The organism is Eubacteriaceae bacterium Marseille-Q4139 (assembly GCA_018223415.1).
Classification (GTDB): Bacteria; Bacillota; Clostridia; order Lachnospirales; family Lachnospiraceae; genus CABSIM01.
The window spans coordinates 2,177,988-2,197,428 of record JAGTTQ010000001.1; the positions used below are offsets into that span (position 1 = coordinate 2,177,988).

Annotated in this window: 18 protein-coding genes and 1 pseudogene; 18 read left to right on the forward strand and 1 reads right to left on the reverse strand. The window is 52.8% G+C overall.

The features are described from left to right. The first annotated feature begins 9 nt into the window (after positions 1–9). The 3 genes and pseudogenes from bioA (at position 10) to KE531_10340 (ending at position 2,443) form a co-directional block, all read left to right on the forward strand. Positions 10–1,212: an adenosylmethionine--8-amino-7-oxononanoate transaminase gene (bioA, locus tag KE531_10330; GenBank protein ID MBR9953999.1), complete on the forward strand. Its 1,203-nt coding sequence runs from the start codon at positions 10–12 to the stop codon at positions 1,210–1,212. Positions 1,213–1,520: 308 nt separating this feature from the next. Beyond that, a pseudogene (locus KE531_10335) lies at positions 1,521–1,868 on the forward strand (MATE family efflux transporter). Next, on the forward strand, positions 1,865–2,443 hold the full coding sequence (locus tag KE531_10340; protein MBR9954000.1) for a cytidylate kinase-like family protein: 579 nt from the start codon (positions 1,865–1,867) through the stop codon (positions 2,441–2,443). Before KE531_10335 ends, KE531_10340 begins: the two are co-directional and overlap by 4 nt. A 605-nt stretch (positions 2,444–3,048) precedes the next feature. Here KE531_10340 and KE531_10345 read toward each other — a convergent pair. Continuing rightward, positions 3,049–4,155 carry a hypothetical protein gene (locus tag KE531_10345; protein ID MBR9954001.1) on the reverse strand — a complete coding sequence of 369 codons (1,107 nt, stop codon included), beginning with the start codon at positions 4,153–4,155 and terminating at the stop codon, positions 3,049–3,051. 557 nt (positions 4,156–4,712) lie between these two features. Here KE531_10345 and KE531_10350 point away from each other — a divergent pair. The 15 genes from KE531_10350 (at position 4,713) to KE531_10420 (ending at position 19,356) form a co-directional block, all read left to right on the forward strand. Continuing rightward, on the forward strand, positions 4,713–5,048 hold the full coding sequence (locus tag KE531_10350; GenBank protein MBR9954002.1) for a helix-turn-helix transcriptional regulator: 336 nt from the start codon (positions 4,713–4,715) through the stop codon (positions 5,046–5,048). Positions 5,049–5,105: 57 nt separating this feature from the next. Continuing rightward, on the forward strand, positions 5,106–5,996 hold the full coding sequence (locus tag KE531_10355) for a S8 family peptidase (protein MBR9954003.1): 891 nt from the start codon (positions 5,106–5,108) through the stop codon (positions 5,994–5,996). Between the two features lie 199 nt (positions 5,997–6,195). Beyond that, the gene (locus KE531_10360) at positions 6,196–7,977 is read left to right on the forward strand and encodes a Na/Pi cotransporter family protein (protein MBR9954004.1); all 1,782 of its coding nucleotides are present in this window, start codon (positions 6,196–6,198) and stop codon (positions 7,975–7,977) included. A 65-nt stretch (positions 7,978–8,042) separates the two neighbouring features. Then, on the forward strand, positions 8,043–8,708 hold the full coding sequence (locus KE531_10365) for a response regulator transcription factor (protein MBR9954005.1): 666 nt from the start codon (positions 8,043–8,045) through the stop codon (positions 8,706–8,708). A gap of 15 nt (positions 8,709–8,723) precedes the next feature. Next, a complete protein-coding gene (locus KE531_10370; protein ID MBR9954006.1) occupies positions 8,724–10,073 on the forward strand; it encodes a two-component sensor histidine kinase in 1,350 nt (449 codons plus the stop codon). Positions 10,074–10,271: 198 nt separating this feature from the next. Beyond that, complete coding sequence (gene recA, locus KE531_10375) at positions 10,272–11,348, forward strand: recombinase RecA (protein MBR9954007.1); 1,077 nt, start codon at positions 10,272–10,274, stop codon at positions 11,346–11,348. Between the two features lie 17 nt (positions 11,349–11,365). Further along, on the forward strand, positions 11,366–11,857 hold the full coding sequence (locus KE531_10380; protein MBR9954008.1) for a regulatory protein RecX: 492 nt from the start codon (positions 11,366–11,368) through the stop codon (positions 11,855–11,857). An 82-nt stretch (positions 11,858–11,939) separates the two neighbouring features. Continuing rightward, positions 11,940–13,481: a ribonuclease Y gene (rny, locus tag KE531_10385; protein ID MBR9954009.1), complete on the forward strand. Its 1,542-nt coding sequence runs from the start codon at positions 11,940–11,942 to the stop codon at positions 13,479–13,481. Positions 13,482–13,595: 114 nt separating this feature from the next. Next, positions 13,596–14,285 carry an HD domain-containing protein gene (locus tag KE531_10390; protein MBR9954010.1) on the forward strand — a complete coding sequence of 230 codons (690 nt, stop codon included), beginning with the start codon at positions 13,596–13,598 and terminating at the stop codon, positions 14,283–14,285. 479 nt (positions 14,286–14,764) lie between these two features. After that, on the forward strand, positions 14,765–15,784 hold the full coding sequence (locus KE531_10395) for an ATP-binding cassette domain-containing protein (protein ID MBR9954011.1): 1,020 nt from the start codon (positions 14,765–14,767) through the stop codon (positions 15,782–15,784). Next, positions 15,774–16,433 carry an ABC transporter permease gene (locus tag KE531_10400; protein MBR9954012.1) on the forward strand — a complete coding sequence of 220 codons (660 nt, stop codon included), beginning with the start codon at positions 15,774–15,776 and terminating at the stop codon, positions 16,431–16,433. Before KE531_10395 ends, KE531_10400 begins: the two co-directional genes overlap by 11 nt. Before the next feature lie 98 nt (positions 16,434–16,531). Beyond that, positions 16,532–17,356, forward strand: coding sequence for a MetQ/NlpA family ABC transporter substrate-binding protein (locus tag KE531_10405; GenBank protein ID MBR9954013.1), 825 nt, complete (start codon positions 16,532–16,534; stop codon positions 17,354–17,356). A 42-nt stretch (positions 17,357–17,398) separates the two neighbouring features. Next, on the forward strand, positions 17,399–18,196 hold the full coding sequence (gene proC / locus KE531_10410; protein MBR9954014.1) for a pyrroline-5-carboxylate reductase: 798 nt from the start codon (positions 17,399–17,401) through the stop codon (positions 18,194–18,196). A gap of 12 nt (positions 18,197–18,208) precedes the next feature. Beyond that, complete coding sequence (locus KE531_10415) at positions 18,209–18,745, forward strand: NUDIX hydrolase (GenBank protein MBR9954015.1); 537 nt, start codon at positions 18,209–18,211, stop codon at positions 18,743–18,745. A 68-nt stretch (positions 18,746–18,813) separates the two neighbouring features. Beyond that, positions 18,814–19,356 (forward strand): hypothetical protein, encoded by a 543-nt coding sequence (locus KE531_10420; protein ID MBR9954016.1) that lies wholly within the window; start codon positions 18,814–18,816, stop codon positions 19,354–19,356. Positions 19,357–19,441 lie beyond the last annotated feature (85 nt).

Genomic DNA, 19,441 nt, shown 5'->3' on the forward strand with positions numbered 1-19,441 from the left:
GAAGCGGACATGATCTGGTATCCATACGAACAGATGAAAACCATGAAGGCCCCTTATAAAATTGTGGATGCGGAAGGGGTTTACCTTTACACAGAGGATCAGAAGTTAATCGACTCGGTTTCCTCCTGGTGGAGCGTGATCCACGGATATAAGAACCCGGAGCTTAATCAGGCCATCGAAGAACAGCTTGCGCGGTTTGCCCATGTGATGTTGGGCGGCCTGACCCATGGCGCGGCCGAAAAGCTTTCGGAAAAGCTGGCGGACTGGCTCCCCGGCGATCTGGACTGCTGCTTTTTCTCCGATTCCGGCAGCGTGGCCGTGGAGGTGGCCTTAAAGATGGCGCTCCAGTATTACATGAACCGCGGAGAGACGGAGCGGACGATGGTGCTGGCGCTTGAGCATGCCTACCATGGCGACACCTTTAAGACCATGGAGGTGGGCGACGATGAGGACTACCATTTTGTCCTGAATGCATACGGGAAGAGCAAGTATGTCGTCCATATCCCCACGGAAATCCCGGCCCTTGAAAAGGCCTTTGAGGAGTACCATGAAAAGCTCAACTGCTTTATCGTGGAGCCGCTTTTGCAGGGCGCCGGCGGCATGAGGATGTACGACGTTTCCTTTTTAAAGCGGGCCAGGGAGCTCTGCGATCAGTACGGCGTCCTCCTGATTTTTGACGAGGTGGCGACGGGCTTCGGCCGCACAGGGAACCGGTTCGTGGCGGATCTGGTTCTACCGGACATCCTCGTCCTCGGAAAGGCGCTGACGGGCGGCTACATCGGCCATGCGGCCACGGTTGCCAGCCGCCGGGTATTCTCAGGCTTTTACGACGACAATCCTGAGCATGCCCTGATGCACGGCCCCACGTTCATGGGAAATGCCCTGGCATGCAGCGCCGCCTTAAAATCCATCGAGCTGTTTGAAAAGGGCGATTACATGTCCAGGATTAAAAAGATTGAGGCCGTCACCCGCCGGGAGATGGAAGGCTTTTTCGATCCCCGGATCAAAGAGGTGCGGATCATGGGCGCCTGCGTCTGCGTGGAGATGTATGATCCGGCATCCATCCGCGGTTACCAGCAGTTTGCCTATGAGCGCGGCGTCTTCAGCCGGCCGTTCTTAAATTACCTCTATGCCATGGTGCCTTATGTCATTACGGAAGAGGAGCTGGTAAAGGTTCTTGGGACGATGAAGGAGTGGTTCCGGAGAAAATAGGCGCAGAAAACAGCCAAAATTTTGTTTAAAAGTGTCTTTGAATCTTTTGCCAAAATTTTTTATAATATTTAGACAACGTGTAGCTTACATGCGTAATCCCGGTTGCGTATGAGCTGCACGTTTTTTGTTGCACAAGCCTGGCAAGCGGCATCATGCTTGCATGAAATGCCATTTGCCAGGCGTAAGAACATGGAGCACGACAGTGCGGAATGTTCGTGTGCGATGATCGGGCAGGGGAACTCCTTTCCCTGCCCGATTGCACAAGTCCGGCAAGCGGCATCCTGCGGGGCAGTGCACATTTCATGGTGTTCCCCCGCGGGCTGATTTCCATCTTCGGCGCGGCCAACGAGAGCGCCTACTATACGGAATTCGCCGTGAAGGCCTTCCGGGTTTACCTCTGCATGATGATCCTGGCCTGCATCAATAAGGCCTGCTTTATCTTCCTTCAGGCCATGGGAAAGGCGGCCGAGTCCACGGCCCTGTCCATGATCCGGGAAGTGGTGTTCGGCGTGGGCTTTGCCCTTCTGCTCCCGTTGTTTTTCGGGCTGGACGGTGTTTTATATTCCATGCCGGTATCGGATGTCCTGACGTTTCTTGCGGCGGCTTTCCTGATCCGCCGCACTTATCAGCAGTTAAAGGAGGAACCGAAAAAATGAAAAACAGAATCTTAACCATCAGCCGTGAATTTGGAAGCGGCGGCCGCACCATCGGGAAAATGGCAGCAAAAGAGCTGGGGATTCCCTGCTATGACAGCGAGCTGATCCAGAGAATTGCCGAGGAGAGCGGCTTTGACGAGACTTATGTGAAGAACGCTGAGGAGACGGCCCCGGCCGGCTTTAAGGCGCTTGCCTTCTCCACCCGCGCCTTCGGCCCCACCAACGACGACTATCTCTGGGACATCCAGAGAAAAGTCATCCTTGAGCTGGCCGAAAAAGGCCCCTGCGTCATCGTGGGGCGCTGCGCCGACTACATCCTGCGGGATCAGGCAGACTGCCTGACGGCCTTTATCCATGCAAGCCTGGAGTACCGGGCGGAGCGGATTGTGAAGGTCTACGGCGAGCGGGAAGAGTCCCCCAAACAGCGCATCAAAGACAAGGACAAAAGGCGCGCCGCCTACCATCGGTTCTACACGGACATGAAATGGGGGTATGCAAAGAATTATCAGGTGTCCTTAGACAGCGGAAAGCTTGGACTGGAGCGGTGTGCGGAAATCTTAAGACTTTTGTACTAAAACTGTTTTGGCAGAGATGAAAAAGCCCTGTACCTTCCGGTACAGGGATTCATCATTTAGGATTTCGATTTTCAAAAAGGTTTAAGGATAAAGGATTCTTTTGTATCGTGCATTTTTTATGGTTATAGTATATCATGGCCGGCTGGAAAATGATTGTATATTCTTTGAATGAATTATGAAGATTTTCTTAAGATTTTGACTTTTCCCGGACAGGGATGTAAGAAAATGCTGAGCTGATGACAGTTTCAAGGGGATTGACATTTTTTCTTTTTTAGTATAAGATTATAGTATCCAAGAAGTTAAAGAGGCCATATGTACAAAAGCGAACCCCCAGAGAGTGCCAGTCTCTGGGGGTTCTTTTAGGCTGGTTGCCTGATTACTTTCGATCCAGCCATTTGCAGATATAGTATCCAGCTATACTTGCCATGATCGAAAGAAAGAAGTTAAAGATATTAGTCATATGTACACCTCCTTCCTGCTACCAGTTTAGAGGGAGGCAACATCATTATTATACAATTACTTGCCTAATTCGACAAGCCGATATTCATACAGGTCAATAAAAAGTGAATTCCTGGAACATATCATAAATAATTATTACGATTTTTTCATTCCCCCTGCTCAAACAGCCAGTCCCTGACAGCAGGAATTCTGTATGCATAATTAAAGGACGCCATATGCTCCATGGTGTTCCCATCTTTTAAGACCGTTCCCGTCTCAAAGCGGATGAAATTGGCAGAGAAGCCCTGGGAGATAAGTTCTCCGGCGGCTTCGCTCTGTTCCTCTTCGGAGTCCTGGGCGCTCCATTCGCCGTAGCTGTAACCAATCCCGTCTTCTTCAAACATCGCCATTACTTCCTCCTGTCCGCCGGAGGCCTTGGCATCCCCGCCGGCCGTGATATAGAAGAAGGTCTCATCCTCAAGAGGGCTCAGTACGGAAATATCCCACTGGCCGGATACAAAAAGGGAGGCCGCAAACAGGCCGGGGTATTTTGCATTAAGATAAAGGGAAGTCATGCAGCCCATGGACTGTCCTGTGGTATAGAGCCGCCCGGTATCCAAGGAATATTCGGAACAGAGGGAGTCAATGAGATTTACGACAGTCTCCACCTGCCCGGAAACCGTAAAGCCGTCGTCGACCACAACCTCGGAAAAATTGGGCACCAGCACAAAAGAGGGATGCTTTTCCTGTTCCTCATCCGTCACCCAGATATCTGCCCCGTAATACTGCTCGACGATCTCTTTCGTGGTTTTTCCTGGGGCAGTTGCGTCAGGAATAAACATTAAAAGCGGATATTCGGTATCCTCAGCATAGCTTTCGGGAATATAAAGATTATACTTAAGAGTAAGCCCTGTTTCGGGATCCTCAAAGGTGTACTGCTGAAATTTTTCTGAGCCCTCTGCCATTACAGAGAGAACCGCCTCATCAGTCTCAACAGCCTGGCCGCCGTTCCTGCCGGTATTTCCGCGTTCGCCGCTTCGCGGGCCGCCGGAACCATCCCTGTCACCACTTTTATTCTCCGGACGCACGTCCCTGCTCTCTTCATTTTCCGCGGTGTTCGTGTCATCCGGTTCGCTCAGGGCCGATTCCTGTCCCGCTGGCTCTGATACCGCCGGAACCTGCGCGTCTTTCTTATCTGCGGCAGCCGCACATCCGCTTAAGGAAGCGGCTAAAAGCATTGTGCATAAAAGGACATATTTCTTCTTGTTTCCCATTATAATAACCTCCGTTTTTGGAATTAAAATAAAAAAAGGAACTTCCTGAAGGCTCAGAAAATTCCTATGTAGGCCGTACTGCCGGCTCGCTGTCCTGCATTTTATCAAAAACGGAATGCGTTTGTCAATTTGGTTCACAAAAAGTTCATTTTATTTTTTGAGAAATTTTTGGGCGATATAAGAAGACTGCCGGAACGGCGAACCATCCGGCAGTCTTCTGTAAATATTATTCACTATTAGGGGGAGTGAATAACTATTTATCCATAGACAGAATAAAAAAGAAAGAGTCGTCTTAGCCGGGGAAACACGTCCGTTTTCTCCGGCAGCAGGAAAGTCCGGTTCCACGCTTTTTTGGGGTGGGGAGGCGGATCATGTTCATCCTGTTCAAGCACAGGGGGGAGAGTATGAACCGCCTCCGGGTAATGTCCGTTTTCCTTATCTTTATCATAACACAACTGCGCGTTTTTGTAAACAAAATAGTCAATTTACTTATTATACACAGCCGGGTACTTTTGCTAAACTAAAAAACATCGAAAAAAGCCAGGCGGTGACAATAAATGAAAGAAGAAATCGGCAGGCGTGTCCGTGACGCCAGGGACAAAAAAGGAATATCACAGGAAAAGCTGGCAGAGCTTGTCGACCTCTCCTTAAGCAGCATCAGCCGGCTGGAGACGGGGAGAACCATGGTAAGCGTCGAGAAGCTTCTGCGTATCGCTGACGCGTTAAATGTGGGGATCGACGAGCTTCTTGCAGATTTTATCCAGGGCGCGAAGCCGGAAGAACGGCTCATGAACCGGGTCAGCGTCCTTCTTGCGCTCTGTTCCAAAGAAGAACAGGCATACTGGGTGGACAATCTCCAGATGTTTATTGAATATGTAAAAAGACAGAAATAAGAGCGCGAAGGCCAGGCGGATGGAATATCCTAATAGAAAAGGATAAGGATCTGCCATGTGAATCATGTAAGAGAAGAAGTACGCTGTGTGGATGCATGTACCTTTGGGCTTACGGGAAAAGGCGTCGGGGTGGCGGTTCTCGACACCGGCCTGTTTCCCCATAAGGATTTTGAAAATAGAATCAAGGCCTTTGCCGATATGGTGAACCGGAAGGCGGGGCCTTACGACGACTGCGGGCATGGGACGCACATTTCCGGGATCATCGGCGGAAACGGCGCAGCCTCCGGCGGGCGGTACCGCGGAATGGCGCCCGGATGCAGCCTGATTGGCGTGAAGGTGTTGGACCGGCGCGGCAACGGCTTTGCCTCCGATGTGCTGTCGGGTATCTCCTGGATCATCAGCCACAAGGAGGAATACGGGATCCGGATCGTCAACATTTCTGTCGGTTCCTACGGGAAAAAGGGCATGAGCGAAGATTCGGCCCTCGTAAAAGGAGTGGACAGGGCGTGGGACGCCGGCCTCGTCGTCGTGGTGGCCGCCGGGAACAACGGCCCCGGCCGGATGACAATCACGACGCCTGGCATCAGCCGGAAGGTCATCACGGTGGGCTGTTCCGACGACAGCAAGGAGGTTGTGGTGGCCGGCAGCAAGATGGTGGACTACTCGGGCCGCGGGCCGACGGCAGCCTGCATCTGCAAGCCGGATCTGGTGGCGCCCGGGTGCAGCGTCATAAGCTGTGCGGGCCGTCCTGGCCGCTACACCGTAAAAAGCGGCACGTCCATGTCGACGCCCATCGTTTCGGGCGCCATTGCGCTCCTTTTGGAAAAATACCCGGAAATGACAAATAAGGATGTGAAGCTAAAGCTGATGGAAAGCTCCAGGGACATCGGGCTTCCGAGGAATCAGCAGGGCTGGGGGCTTTTGGATGTGGAAGCTCTGCTTAAATAATGCATTCCCCCGAAATATAGAAGGAAACGGCGCTTTTTTCGGCCGTCCTGCCAGTAAATCCCGATGGGACGCGGTAGGGCGGCCTTGATTTTACATGGATTTTACATAAGACCCGTTGATATTTTACATACTGATGATATCCTGAACATGTTATATTGATAGATAAAAGATAACTTTACGAAAATTTACGGAGGAATGTATGGACATTTTTGGAGTGTTGACCTTATTTGGAGGCCTTGCACTGTTCCTTTACGGTATGGATACCATGGGACAGGGGCTTGAAAAGGTGTCGGGAGGCCGGCTGGAAAAGATTCTGGAAAAGCTGACCTCGAACCCGATCAAAGCCGTTCTTTTAGGCGCAGGCGTGACGGCCGTGATTCAGTCGTCGTCGGCCACAACGGTTATGGTTGTCGGCTTTGTAAACTCGGGAATCATGAAGCTGTCCCAGGCCGTAGGCGTCATCATGGGTGCCAATATCGGTACCACCGTCACGTCCTGGATCCTGAGCCTTACAGGAATTGAAAGCAGCAACTTTTTCATTCAGCTTTTAAAGCCGTCGTCGTTTTCGCCGATTCTGGCCGTCATCGGCATCATTTTCATGATGTTCTCGAAGAAAGAGCGGAAAAAAGACATCGGTACGATCATGATCGGCTTTGCTGTCTTAATGTTCGGAATGGAGACCATGAGCGACGCTGTGAAGCCGTTAGCTGACGTGCCGGAGTTCACGGGAATCCTTACCATGTTCTCGAACCCGATTTTAGGCCTCATCGCCGGAGCTGTGCTGACGGCCGTGATCCAGTCGTCGTCGGCGTCTGTCGGTATTCTCCAGGCCCTCTGCGCCACCGGAGCTGTGAGCTACGGGACGGCTCTTCCGATTATCATGGGCCAGAACATCGGTACCTGCGTGACGGCGCTGCTTTCCAGTATCGGCGCCAACAAAAACGCCCGCCGCGCCGCCCTGGTGCATCTTTACTTTAACCTGATCGGCACGGCCATTTTCATGGTAGTGTTCTATGCAATCAACGCATTTGTACATTTTGCCTTCCTGGCCGACGCAGCGACGCCAGTAGGCATTGCTGTGATCCATAGCTGCTTCAACGTGGCCGCCACCATCGTACTGCTTCCGTTCTCCGAGGGCCTTGTGACGCTGGCATGCATGACGATCCCGGATGCGGCCGGAGCTGCCGCTGCCGCAGCGCAGGAAGAAACACAGGACGAATTCGGCCTTCTCGACGTGCGTTTCCTCGACACGCCGGCCTTTGCCGTGGAACAGTGCCGGAACATGACCGTCCGCATGGCAAAGCTTGCCAAAGCAGCGCTCTTTATGTCGGTGGAGCTTCTCGACGAGTACGATGAGAAAAAGGCTGAGGCCGTTGCAGCCCTGGAAGACCGGGTGGATCATTATGAGGATGAGCTGGGAACCTACATGGTGAAGCTCGGGAGCCGCCATCTTTCCAAAAACGACAGCAGCACCATTTCTCTGCTTCTCCACTGCATCGGTGATTTCGAGCGAATCTCCGACCATGCCATGAACCTGATGGAAGCGGCGAAGGAAAAGCATGAAAAGCAGATGGAATTTTCCAAGAAGGCACAGAAAGAGCTTTCCGTGTTTACATCTGCCGTCAAGGACATCTTAGAGCTGTCCATCCAGTCCTTTGAAAACAACGACGGCGGGACAGCCGCCCTGGTGGAGCCCCTGGAGGAGGTCATCGACGATCTCAACACCTGCGTAAAGGCGAACCACATCCGAAGGCTCCAGAAGGGAAAATGTACCATCGAGCAGGGCTTTGTCCTGTCTGATATTTCAACAAACTATGAGCGTGTGGCAGACCATTGCTCCAACATCGCCATCAGCGTCATCGAGATTGCCAGGGACGGCTTCGATACCCACGGCTATCTGGAGAACCTGAAGCGGGAGAACGATCCGAAGTTTGCCGCACAGGTGGAGCTGTATCGTCAGAAATACGCGCTGCCGTCATAAGGGCAGCCGTTTGAGGGCCGTGCCGCCTGGGCACGGCCAGATCGCAAGAAGCGGGAGGTCATAAAATGGCGCTGATTTATGCAGTGGAGGATGACAAAAATATTCTGGAAATTGAGATGTTTGCGCTGAAAAACAGCGGATACCAGGTGGACGGCTTCGAGTGCGCCCGCGATTTTTATAAAAAAATAGACGAAAAGCAGCCGGATCTCGTGCTTTTGGACGTCATGCTTCCGGATGAAGACGGGCTGGAGATCGTAAAAAAGCTGCGGAGACGGCCGGAGACGAAGAAACTCCCGGTCATTATGGTGACGGCAAAAACGACAGAAATCGACAAAGTCAAGGGGCTGGACATCGGTGCCGACGACTATCTGACGAAGCCCTTCGGCGTCATGGAGTTAATCGCCAGGGTGAAGGCCATGCTGCGGCGCACCATGGAGGAAGACAAATTCCTGTCGCTGGGAGACATTTTCCTGGACGATGAAAAGCACATGGTGTACGTGAAGGATGAGCCGTGTACGCTGACCTTTAAGGAGTATGAGCTTTTAAAGCTTCTTCTCCACAACGCCGGCATCGTCGTGACACGGGAAATCATTTTAGAGCGCGTCTGGGGCATTGATTTTGAGGGGGAATCCCGCACCCTGGACATGCATATCCGTACCCTGCGCCAGAAGCTCGGGGACGCCGGGACCATGATCCGCACCGTGCGGAACGTGGGATACATGATCGAATAAGGCGGTAGAGGTGCCATGAAAAAGAAACTGCATATGGAGCTTTTAGCCACCTCGCTTTTAGCAATCCTTTTGACGCTTTTGTTCGCTATGGTGGCTTTCTACGGGCTTTTTAAAGAACAGATCGTGAATGATCTGAAAGCCGATGCCCTTGTGTTAAAGAGCATGCAGGTTTTCGATGATATGGACGCCATTTCCCTGGCTGAGGGCGAACTGGGGCCGGAGAGCCTGCGGGTGACGGTCATCGGAAGCGACGGGGATGTCCTCTTTGACAGCAGCACGGACGCTGCGGAGATGGAGAACCACCTGGACCGGCCGGAGGTGCGGATTGCCCTGGACGAGGGCGAGGGCAGCGGGACAAGATCCTCGGAGACCCTCGATAAAAACCTGTACTATTATGCGGTGCGGCTGGACAATGGGAACGTCGTCCGGGTGTCCAGGGAGGCGGACAGCTTTTTTGCCGTGTTCGGGAACATGCTGCCGGGCGTCCTCGGCGTCCTGCTCCTTTTGTTCCTGCTCTGCTTTTTCCTTTCCAATTACTTTACAAAAAGCCTGGTGGAGCCCATTGAGCATATGGCGGAAAATATTTCCGACACAGAGACGGAGGCGGCTTATAAGGAGCTGGCGCCCTTCGTGGCAAAAATCAGGCAGCAGCATGAGGACATTTTAAAGAGCGCCAGGATGCGCCAGGAGTTTACGGCCAACGTCTCCCATGAGCTTAAAACGCCGCTTACGGCCATTTCCGGCTACGCGGAGCTCATCGAGCACGGCATGGCCGGCCAGGAGGACACGGTGCGGTTCGCCGGGGAGATCCATAAGAACGCCAGCCGGCTCCTGACCCTGATTAACGATATCATCCAGCTTTCCGAGCTGGACAGCGATACCAACAAAGTGGAGTACACCGACGTGGATCTCTACCAGGTGGCGTCTGACTGCGTGGACATGTTAAAAATGAACGCGGAAAAGCAGGATGTCACCATGCGGCTCTGCGGAAAGCCGTCCATCGTATTTGCCGACAGACAGCAGATGGAGGAGCTGGTTTACAACCTCTGTGACAACGCGATCCGCTACAACAGGCGGGGCGGGAGCGTGACGGTGACGGTCAATACGGAGGGGCAGACCGTGTTCCTCTCCGTAAAAGACACCGGCATCGGCATCCCCAGAGAGCACCAGGAGCGTGTTTTTGAGCGGTTCTACCGGGTGGATAAGAGCCGTTCCAAGGCCACGGGCGGAACGGGCCTGGGTCTTGCCATCGTAAAGCATATTGTCTCGCAGCATGGGGCCCGGCTGTCGCTTCAGAGCCAGGCAGGAAAGGGTACCGAAATGCTGGTGACTTTTTCGGATTCCTACCGGAAAGAGAATGGTTGACAGGAAGGAACCTGAGGGTATATCATAGGGATATCCCGGCAGGTTCCTTTTTCTGTCTTCCCAGATTCTTCTTTTCTGCCCGTCTTCTGAAATTCCAAAATTTTTCCCGGACTTTCCCGAAGAAACCGTTGACTTTTTCTCTCAGGTATATTATGATTAGAACATAGCAGAACACCTGTTCGCATTTGGAGGATGAATATGAATAAAGATGATAAATTGAAGGCATTGGACGCGGCCCTGACCCAGATTGAGAAAGCTTACGGAAAGGGCTCCGTGATGAAGCTGGGCGACTCCAGCGCCCAGATGAATATTGAGACGGTTCCAACAGGCTCCTTAAGCCTGGATATTGCCCTGGGCCTCGGCGGTGTCCCCAAAGGGCGTGTAATCGAAGTTTACGGCCCGGAGTCCAGCGGTAAGACGACCGTGGCGTTACATATGGTGGCTGAGGTGCAGAAGCGCGGCGGAATCGCCGGTTTCATTGACGCCGAGCATGCGTTAGATCCCGTCTACGCAAAAAATATCGGCGTCGATATCGACAATCTCTATATTTCCCAGCCGGATAACGGCGAGCAGGCTCTGGAGATTACGGAGACGATGGTGCGTTCCGGCGCCGTGGATATCGTGATCGTGGACTCCGTTGCGGCCCTCGTCCCGAAGGCGGAAATCGACGGCGATATGGGCGATTCCCATGTGGGACTCCAGGCCCGTTTAATGTCCCAGGCTTTAAGAAAGCTGACGGCCGTTATCAGCAAGACAAACTGTATCGTAATCTTCATCAACCAGCTCCGTGAGAAAGTAGGCGTGATGTTCGGAAACCCGGAGGTGACGACGGGCGGCCGCGCCTTAAAATTCTACTCGTCCGTCCGTATGGATGTAAGGCGGATCGAGACCTTAAAGCAGAGCGGAGAGATTATCGGAAACCGCGTCCGCATCAAAGTCGTGAAAAACAAGATTGCGCCGCCGTTTAAAGAGGCGGAGTTCGATATCATGTTTGGGAAAGGAATCTCTAAGGAGGGAGATATCCTGGATCTGGCGGCTAAAGAAAATATCGTGGAGAAGAGCGGTTCCTGGTACGCCTACAACGGCTCCAAGATCGGCCAGGGACGCGAGAATGCAAAGATCTATCTGGCCGAGAACCCTGTTCTCTGCGAGGAGATCGAAAATAAGGTCAGAGAGCGCTACGGCCTGGCCGCAGAGCATTTGGCTTCCGACGGGGAAAGCGCTCCGGCGCCTGCGTTGATGGAGCAGGGGAGCCTGCCCCTTGAGCAGGAATAAAGAAAGAGGCGTAAAACATGCCGAAGACAGAGGAACTCGTACCCGGCTCCCCGGAGGAAAGGCGAAAGGCCAGGGATAAAGGGCTTTACTACTTACAGTTTTCCGATAAAACCGAGAGTGAAATGAGAAAGAAGCTGGCGGAACAGGGGTTTTCGCCAGCCTCTGTTGAAGATGCCGTAAATTTTCTTTTGGAATACAGGTACTTAAACGATGAAAACTATGCGCTCCGGTACATGGAAAAGAACGGAAAGAAAAAGAGCCGGAGGCAGATTGCCTTCGAGCTGAAAAATAAGGGGATTCCCGCGGAGCTTGTGGAGTCCGTGAGGGAAGAAATCCCCGTGGACGAGGAGGCGCAGATCCTGGCGCTTTTGGAAAAAAAGAAGTATTCCGGCGAGGCGGCCAGCCGCGAGGAGCGCCAGAAAATTTCAGGTTTTCTTGCCAGGAAAGGGTTTTCCTACGAAGCGATCTCTGCTGCTTTAATTCATTATGCACGTAAAGAAACAGAATAGGGGCAATATGCTTGACATAATGCATAAAACAGTTTAGAATTGAAGTGTTGTACAATGAAAACGAAATAAAGGAGGTGATCCTGTGCCACCAATAATTTGCGTGCTGATTGCAATTATTGTAGCTGTTATTGCCTGGTTTTTGGGCATCGCGTACCGGAGAAAGAGTTATGAAAGCAAAATCGGAAGCGCGGAAGAAAAATCCAGAGAAATAATAGATGAAGCATTAAAGGTAGCAGAGACAAAGAAAAAAGAAGCTCTTCTGGAAGCGAAGGAAGAGAATTTAAAGGCAAGGAATGAACTGGAAAAGGAAACCAAGGAGCGCAGGGCAGAGATCCAGCGTTATGAACGCAGGGTCTTAAGCAAGGAGGAGAACCTGGACAAGAAGGCGGAGGCCATGGAGAAAAAGGAAGCCAGCCTGATGTCGCGGGAAGAGTCCTTAAAGAGACGCAGCGCAGAGGTGGAAGAACTTTTCGAGAAGGAAAAGCAGGAACTGGAAAAGATTTCCGGCCTTACTTCCGACCAGGCGAAGGACTATCTTCTGAAATCTGTTGAGGAAGATGTCAAGCACGATACCGCAAAGCTCATCAAGGAGCTTGAGAGCAAAGCGAAGGAAGAAGCTGAAAAGAAGGCCAGGGAGTACGTGGTTACGGCGATCCAGAGATGTGCCGCCGACCATGTGGCAGAGACGACGGTATCCGTTGTCCAGCTTCCCAATGACGAGATGAAAGGACGGATCATCGGCCGCGAGGGCCGGAATATCCGGACACTTGAGACCCTGACTGGCGTAGAGCTTATTATCGATGATACTCCGGAGGCTGTCGTACTTTCGGGCTTTGACCCGATCCGGAGAGAGGTTGCGAGGATTGCTCTGGAGCGTCTGATCGTGGACGGAAGAATCCATCCGGCCAGGATCGAGGAAATGGTGGAAAAGGCACAGAAAGAAGTAGAAAATATGATGCGCGAGGAAGGCGAGGCTGCGATCTTGGAGGTTGGCATCCACGGCATCCATCCGGAGCTTGTGAAGCTGCTCGGAAAGATGAAGTTCAGGACGAGCTACGGACAGAATGCCCTGAAGCATTCCATCGAGGTGGCCCAGCTTTCAGGCCTTTTGGCATCAGAAATTGGCGTAGATGTTCGGCTGGCAAAGCGTGCCGGTTTATTACATGACATTGGAAAATCCGTCGATCATGAAATGGAAGGTTCCCATATTCAGCTTGGTTCGGAACTCTGTAAGAAGTATAAAGAGTCCGCAGTTGTTATCAATGCAGTGGAATCCCATCATGGCGATGTTGAACCGACGAACCTGATCTCCTGCATCGTCCAGGCGGCTGACACGATTTCCGCCGCACGGCCGGGCGCAAGAAGAGAGACGTTGGAGACATACACGAACCGCCTGAAGCAGCTTGAGGATATCACGAATACCTATAAGGGAGTCGAGAAGTCCTTTGCAATCCAGGCCGGACGCGAAGTCCGCATCATGGTCGTTCCGGAACAGGTGACGGATGATGACATGGTTCTTATGGCAAGAGAGATTTCTAAGAAGATCGAAGCCGAACTGGAATACCCGGGCCAGATCAAGGTCAACGTGATCCGGGAATCCAGAGTTACCGATTACGCGAAATAAGAGGGAATGAAAACCCGAAGGCATGCAGCCGGAGTGAGGCTGTGTGCTTTCGGGCTTTTTAGTTTTACGGGAAAGCAGAAGCCTGCGGGCAGACTTGTTTGGGGAGATGAGAACATGAAACAGAAGGATTATCAGTGCTGGGAGTCGTACATGCTTTCCTGCATGGGTGATACGGCTCACGACAGGGAACACATTTACCGTGTTTTGTATCAGGCAATGGAACTTGCAAAAGGAGAGGCGGGCGTTGATTATGAGGTGCTGACAGCGGCCTGCCTTCTGCATGATATCGGGCGGAAAGAACAGTATGAGGATCCATCCGTCTGTCATGCGGCCGCAGGCGCCAGAAAAGCCTATGTATTTCTTACAGAGAACGGTTATGATGTCGGGTTCGCAGGAAAAGTCGCGGACTGCATTCGGACGCACCGTTACAGAAAAGATGCACCGCCGGAAAGCCTGGAGGCAAAACTCCTTTTTGATGCCGACAAGCTGGACGCCGCAGGCGCCATCGGAGCTGCGCGGACGCTTCTCTATCATGGGAAGGAAAATGAACCGCTGTATTCCATGACAGAAGATGGAAAAGTGTCAGACGGGACAAAAGACACGGAACCGTCTTTTTTCCGCGAATATAAATATAAGCTGGAGAAGCTGTACGGACAGTTTTTCACGGAAAAAGGGCGTGAACTGGCCCAGACGCGCCGCGATGCCTCCCGCCGGTTTTATGAAAGCCTGCTGGCGGAGGCGAGAGAGGCATACCGGGGGCGGGAGGTGCTCAAAGAGCTTCTTGACGGTCAGGATCCAGAGTGATGGTGAAGCGCTTCTGGGGAAGACCTTTTATGCAGGCGTACACCTGCCCTTTCCAGAATTTTTCGCCTCTATTTTCAGAAAAAGTCTTGACGCACAAAAAATTGTGGTGTAAAATGCAACGTAAATGAGACCGGACGCCCAAGAGGGCTTCGGGGAGGTAACAGGATGACTGGTAATAATTATACATTCCAGATGAATATGATGTCTCTGATGTGCGGCATGGCCATGTGCGGCATGTGCTTTTGCGTGGAAAAAATTTCAGAGCGTTGTATGAGCTGTGGAGATTGTAATTAGAAACAGAAGGTCAGCCTGTGGATAAAGGATTTGGGAAGTCGCAGTTCAGATAAGGACTGCGGCTTTTTTTATTGAGTGGAGAGACCCATGAAACAGGAAACGCTTTGTGCCGGGGAAACAGGGCTGGCTGCACAGCGGCGCTCCGGCGCATGCGTTTCCATGATAAGAAGAAAAGGAGCGAAAATATGTCAGAGAATCATCCGATTATCCGGCTGGAGAGCATGGGTAAGGAATTTAAGGGGAGTCAGGGAACAGTCAGGGCTCTCGAAAATATCAGCCTGGAAATCACGGCAGGGGAGGTCTTCGGAATCATCGGCCTGTCAGGCGCCGGAAAGAGCACGCTGGTGCGGTGCATCAATTTTCTGGAAACGCCGACGGAAGGCGAGGTTTATTTTGAAGGCTGGCCGCTTTCCGCCATGGCGGAAAAGGAACTACGCGGTGTGCGGCAGTCCATGGGGATGATTTTCCAGCAGTTCAACCTCCTGGCGCAGCGGAATGTGCTTCAGAATATCTGCTTTCCCATGGAAATCGCAGGGAAGCCAAAAAAAGAGGCGGAGACGCGTGCGCGGGAACTGCTTCAGATGGTGGGGCTTTCCGATAGAGAGAAGGCATACCCGTCGCAGCTTTCCGGCGGGCAGAAGCAGCGTGTGGCAATCGCAAGGGCGCTTGCTACGAACCCGAAGGTGCTGCTCTGTGACGAGGCCACAAGCGCCCTCGACCCCAATACGACGAAATCCATCTTAAGCCTTTTGAGGGAAATCAATCAGACCATGGGGATCACCATCATCGTGATTACTCATGAGATGGCTGTCATCGAAGCCATCTGCGACCGGGTTGCCATCATCGACAAAAGCCGGATCGCGGAGATCGGCCCGGTTTCCCGCGTATTTTCGGCGCCGAAGTCGAAAATCGGCCGCCAGCTTATTTTAGGAGATGCTGCAAAGCAGGTGGAATTTGGGACAGGCCGCCTGTTCCGGATTACCTTCGACGGGCTTTCGTCCAACGAACCGGTGATTTCCAATCTGGTGATGGCATGCAAGGTGCCGGTCAACATCATGTACGCGGCCACCAGGGATATCCAGGGGACGGCTGCCGGCCAGATGATTATCGAGCTGCCGGAGAGCGAGCAGGACATCACGCGGGTTCTCCACTATCTGAATACTGCAAAAATTCCTTATGAGGAGGTTGGAAAAGATGACCTTTGATACCATATCCATGTATGCGTCGGAGACATGGAATTCTCTGATTATGACGTTTGTTTCATCGGCATTTGCCTATGTGATCGGAATTCCCCTGGGAATTCTCCTGATTGTGTGGGCGAAGGACGGGATCCGTCCCCATCCGCGGGCACAGGAAGTCCTTGGAGTCGCCATCAACCTGGTGCGGTCAGTGCCGTTTTTGATTCTTTTGATTGCCATCCAGTCCTACACAAGGCTTTTGGTGGGGACGACGGTGGGCGTCAAGGCCATGGTAGTTCCCCTTACGTTAGCTTCGGCGCCGTATGTGGCAAGAATTGTGGAGTCCTCTTTAAAGGAAGTGGATTACGGCGTCATCGAGGCGGCAAAATCCATGGGGGCGTCTACCTGGCAGATTATCTGGAAGGTACTTCTTCCGGAGGCAAGACCGTCGCTTCTTGTAAACGGTGCCATTGCCGTGACGACGATTCTTGGCTATTCGGCCATGGCAGGCTTTGTCGGGGCCGGCGGCCTCGGCGCCATCGCCATCAACTACGGCTATTACCGGTATGACACAGGGCCCATGTGGGTGGCCATTGTTATCCTCGTGATCATTGTCCAGCTCATTCAGGAAGTGGGCATGAGGATTGTGAAAAAGACAGACAGACGGACACGTTAGTAGGGCTTTTCTTCCGGACGCTTCGGCGCGCGGGCGGCAGGAAGAAAAGGTTTACATAAATGATCAAAACTATGAAATGATTAAAGGAGATTTTCAATATGAAGAAGATATGTGCAGCAGTTTTAGCAGTGAGCCTGGCAGCCGGTGCGCTGGCAGGATGCAGTTCAGGAAATGCGTCCGGCGGTGATTCCGCAGATAAAAAGATTGTGGTGGGCGCCAGCCCGTCCCCCCATGCAGAGATTTTAGAGCAGGCAAAGAGCATTCTGGAGGAAGGCGGCTACACGCTGGAAATCGTGGAATACAATGATTATGTACAGCCCAACGTGGCCCTGGACGCCGGAGATCTGGATGCCAACTATTTCCAGCACGGCCCGTATCTGGAGCAGTTCAACGCAGAGCATGAGACAAGCCTGGTGTCCGCCGGCCTGATCCATTATGAGCCCTTCGGCATCTATGCCGGTAAGACGGCTTCCCTGGAAGAGCTTCCCGACGGCGCCCAGGTGGCAGTTCCCAACGATGCCTCCAACGAGGCGCGGGCGCTTCTGCTTTTAGAGGCACAAGGGCTCATTACGCTGGCAGATGGCGCAGAGCTTGACGCAACGAAGCAGGATGTGGTTGACAATCCGAAAAATCTCGATATTATTGAAATGGAGGCAGCACAGCTTCCGCGCACCGTTCAGGATGTGGACATTGCCGTCATCAACGGAAACTATGCGATTGCGGCAGGGCTCAAGGTAGCGGATGCGCTGGCAATCGAGGACTCCGAGTCCATCGGCGCCAAGACGTATGGAAACGTCGTTGCCGTACAGGAGGGCCATGAGAGTGATGAAAAGATCAAGGCACTTGTCGAGGCGCTCCAGAGCGACGAAGTAAAGCAGTTCATGGAAGAGAAATACGAAGGGGCAGTTGTCCCGCTGTTCTAGGAAAGGATTTGCGGGCCTGCCGGAAAACAGGAGGGAATGGAAATGGCAAAAATCGGTTTCATCGGAATGGGAAACATGGGACTTGCGATCATGAAGGGGCTTTTAAAGACTTATGCGCCCCAGGACATCCTTTTTTCTTCGGCTCATGAGGAAAAGATGGAAAAAATCACGGCGGAGACGGGGGTGCCCCACGCAGCGTCCAACGCAGAATGCGCCAGGCAGGCGAAGTACCTGGTGTTAGCCGTAAAGCCCCAGGTGCTCCCGAAGGTGTTTGCGGAGATTAAGGACATCGTGACGAAGGAACAGGTTGTCATTTCCATTGCAGCCGGCTATACGACGGCGGATTTAAAAGAAGGGCTCTCGGAACATGTCCGGATTGTCCGCTCCATGCCGAATACACCGGCCATGGTCGGCGAGGGCATGACCGGCGTCTGCTATGACGAGGCAGAGTTTGACGAGGAGGAGAAGGCGGACATTGCCGGATTCTTCCAGTCCTTCGGGAAAATGGAGCGGGTGGACGAGAAGCTCATGGACGTGGTGGGAAGCGCCAGCGGTTGTTCCCCGGCCTATGTGTACATGTTCATCGAGGCGCTGGCCGACGGCTGCGTGAAATACGGGATGCCGCGGCAGACAGCCTATAAGATGGCGGCCCAGGCGGTGCTTGGAAGCGCGAAAATGGTTCTTGAAACAGGAAAGCATCCCGGCGAGTTAAAGGACATGGTCTGCTCGCCCGGCGGCACCACCATCGAGGGCGTTGCGGCTCTGGAGGAGTGCGGCTTCCGGAGCGCCGTTATCAAGGCATGCGATGCCAACTATGCGAAAAACAAGCTGTTGAAATAAGGAGGCCGGGACATGGAAGCGACAATTCGGTTAGACAGAGAGCTGGCCTATACAGGCACAATTTTAAAGATTTACCGGGACACGGTGGTGGCAAACGGGATTCGGGAAACGTATGACTACATTCACCATGACGGGGCGGCAGCCGTGCTGCCGGTGACAAAGGACGGGAAGATCCTGATGGTGCGCCAGTACAGGAATGCCCTTGACAGGTTCACGCTGGAAATTCCGGCCGGGAAGGTGGATGCGCCGGACGAGCCGCGGATTGAATGCGGCTACCGGGAGCTTGAGGAAGAAACGGGCTTTCGCACGGAGCACCTGGAGTATCTGATGACGATCAATACGACGGTGGCGTTCTGTGACGAGGCCATCGACATCTTTATCGCAAGGGATCTGATTCCTTCCAAACAGAACCTCGACGAGGACGAATGCATCGAGGTGGAGGAATGGGAAGTAACGGATCTTCTGGAGCTGATTTACAGCGGAAAGATGACCGACGGAAAGACCGTGGCGGCGATTCTTGCTTATGCCCAGAGAGAAGGGATCCGGTAGTCTGTTTTAAGAATATGGGGGCGGATGCGGACATATAGTGGAGTAAACGCTGTGTGAGGTGCGCCGCTTTGAACTGGATTCATGATTATGAGGACGGCTGCTATGTGCGGCTGTCCTTTTTTCTTCTGGCGGGAGCTGTTTTGGGGACGGCTTTTTTAAATGGGATGGGAGACGGCATGAAGGAAGAGATCGGGACATTGGAAAGCAGCCTGGTTTCGTCCGCGGCTTTTTTAGAGCTTTCGTTCCCTGCGCTTTTTGGGCGGGTGCTTTTAAAGCGGCTCCCGGAGCTGTTTCTCGTGTTTTTGATCGAGATGACACCGGCGGCGGGGCTGCTTCTCGGCCTTGCGGCCGGGTATTTGGGATTTTCCACGGCTGTGATGGTGTCGGCCGTCACCATGGAGGCGGGGCTATGGGGCATCTGCCGCTATGCGATTTTAATTTTCCCCCAGTGCCTGTTTTATGTGCCGGTTCTTTACATCCTGCTTTACTGGATTCCGGCGAAGAGGGAGCGGCTTAAGCCGGCTGCGGCCATGTTTTTGACGGGCGCTGTTTTTCTTGGGGCGGCAGCAGAGGCGTTTTTGAATCCGTGGGCGGCTGCGGTGTTTCTGTAAAAATGTGTTTTCCATACCAGATATGCGCGGCGAGGCGGCAGATGCCTGTATAAATTTGTGCATATCCGGTGGAGATTTTAAGAAG

Bases quoted from the DNA above. Each gene is read 5' to 3' on its own strand.
- bioA (MBR9953999.1), top strand. From the start codon at position 10: ATGATCTGGTATCCATACGAACAGATGAAAACCATGAAGGCCCCTTAT.
- KE531_10340 (MBR9954000.1), top strand. From the start codon at position 1,865: ATGAAAAACAGAATCTTAACCATCAGCCGTGAATTTGGAAGCGGCGGC.
- KE531_10345 (MBR9954001.1), bottom strand. From the start codon at position 4,155: ATGGGAAACAAGAAGAAATATGTCCTTTTATGCACAATGCTTTTAGCC.
- KE531_10350 (MBR9954002.1), top strand. From the start codon at position 4,713: ATGAAAGAAGAAATCGGCAGGCGTGTCCGTGACGCCAGGGACAAAAAA.
- KE531_10360 (MBR9954004.1), top strand. From the start codon at position 6,196: ATGGACATTTTTGGAGTGTTGACCTTATTTGGAGGCCTTGCACTGTTC.
- KE531_10365 (MBR9954005.1), top strand. From the start codon at position 8,043: ATGGCGCTGATTTATGCAGTGGAGGATGACAAAAATATTCTGGAAATT.
- KE531_10370 (MBR9954006.1), top strand. From the start codon at position 8,724: ATGAAAAAGAAACTGCATATGGAGCTTTTAGCCACCTCGCTTTTAGCA.
- recA (MBR9954007.1), top strand. From the start codon at position 10,272: ATGAATAAAGATGATAAATTGAAGGCATTGGACGCGGCCCTGACCCAG.
- KE531_10380 (MBR9954008.1), top strand. From the start codon at position 11,366: ATGCCGAAGACAGAGGAACTCGTACCCGGCTCCCCGGAGGAAAGGCGA.
- KE531_10390 (MBR9954010.1), top strand. From the start codon at position 13,596: ATGAAACAGAAGGATTATCAGTGCTGGGAGTCGTACATGCTTTCCTGC.
- KE531_10395 (MBR9954011.1), top strand. From the start codon at position 14,765: ATGTCAGAGAATCATCCGATTATCCGGCTGGAGAGCATGGGTAAGGAA.
- KE531_10400 (MBR9954012.1), top strand. From the start codon at position 15,774: ATGACCTTTGATACCATATCCATGTATGCGTCGGAGACATGGAATTCT.
- KE531_10405 (MBR9954013.1), top strand. From the start codon at position 16,532: ATGAAGAAGATATGTGCAGCAGTTTTAGCAGTGAGCCTGGCAGCCGGT.
- proC (MBR9954014.1), top strand. From the start codon at position 17,399: ATGGCAAAAATCGGTTTCATCGGAATGGGAAACATGGGACTTGCGATC.
- KE531_10415 (MBR9954015.1), top strand. From the start codon at position 18,209: ATGGAAGCGACAATTCGGTTAGACAGAGAGCTGGCCTATACAGGCACA.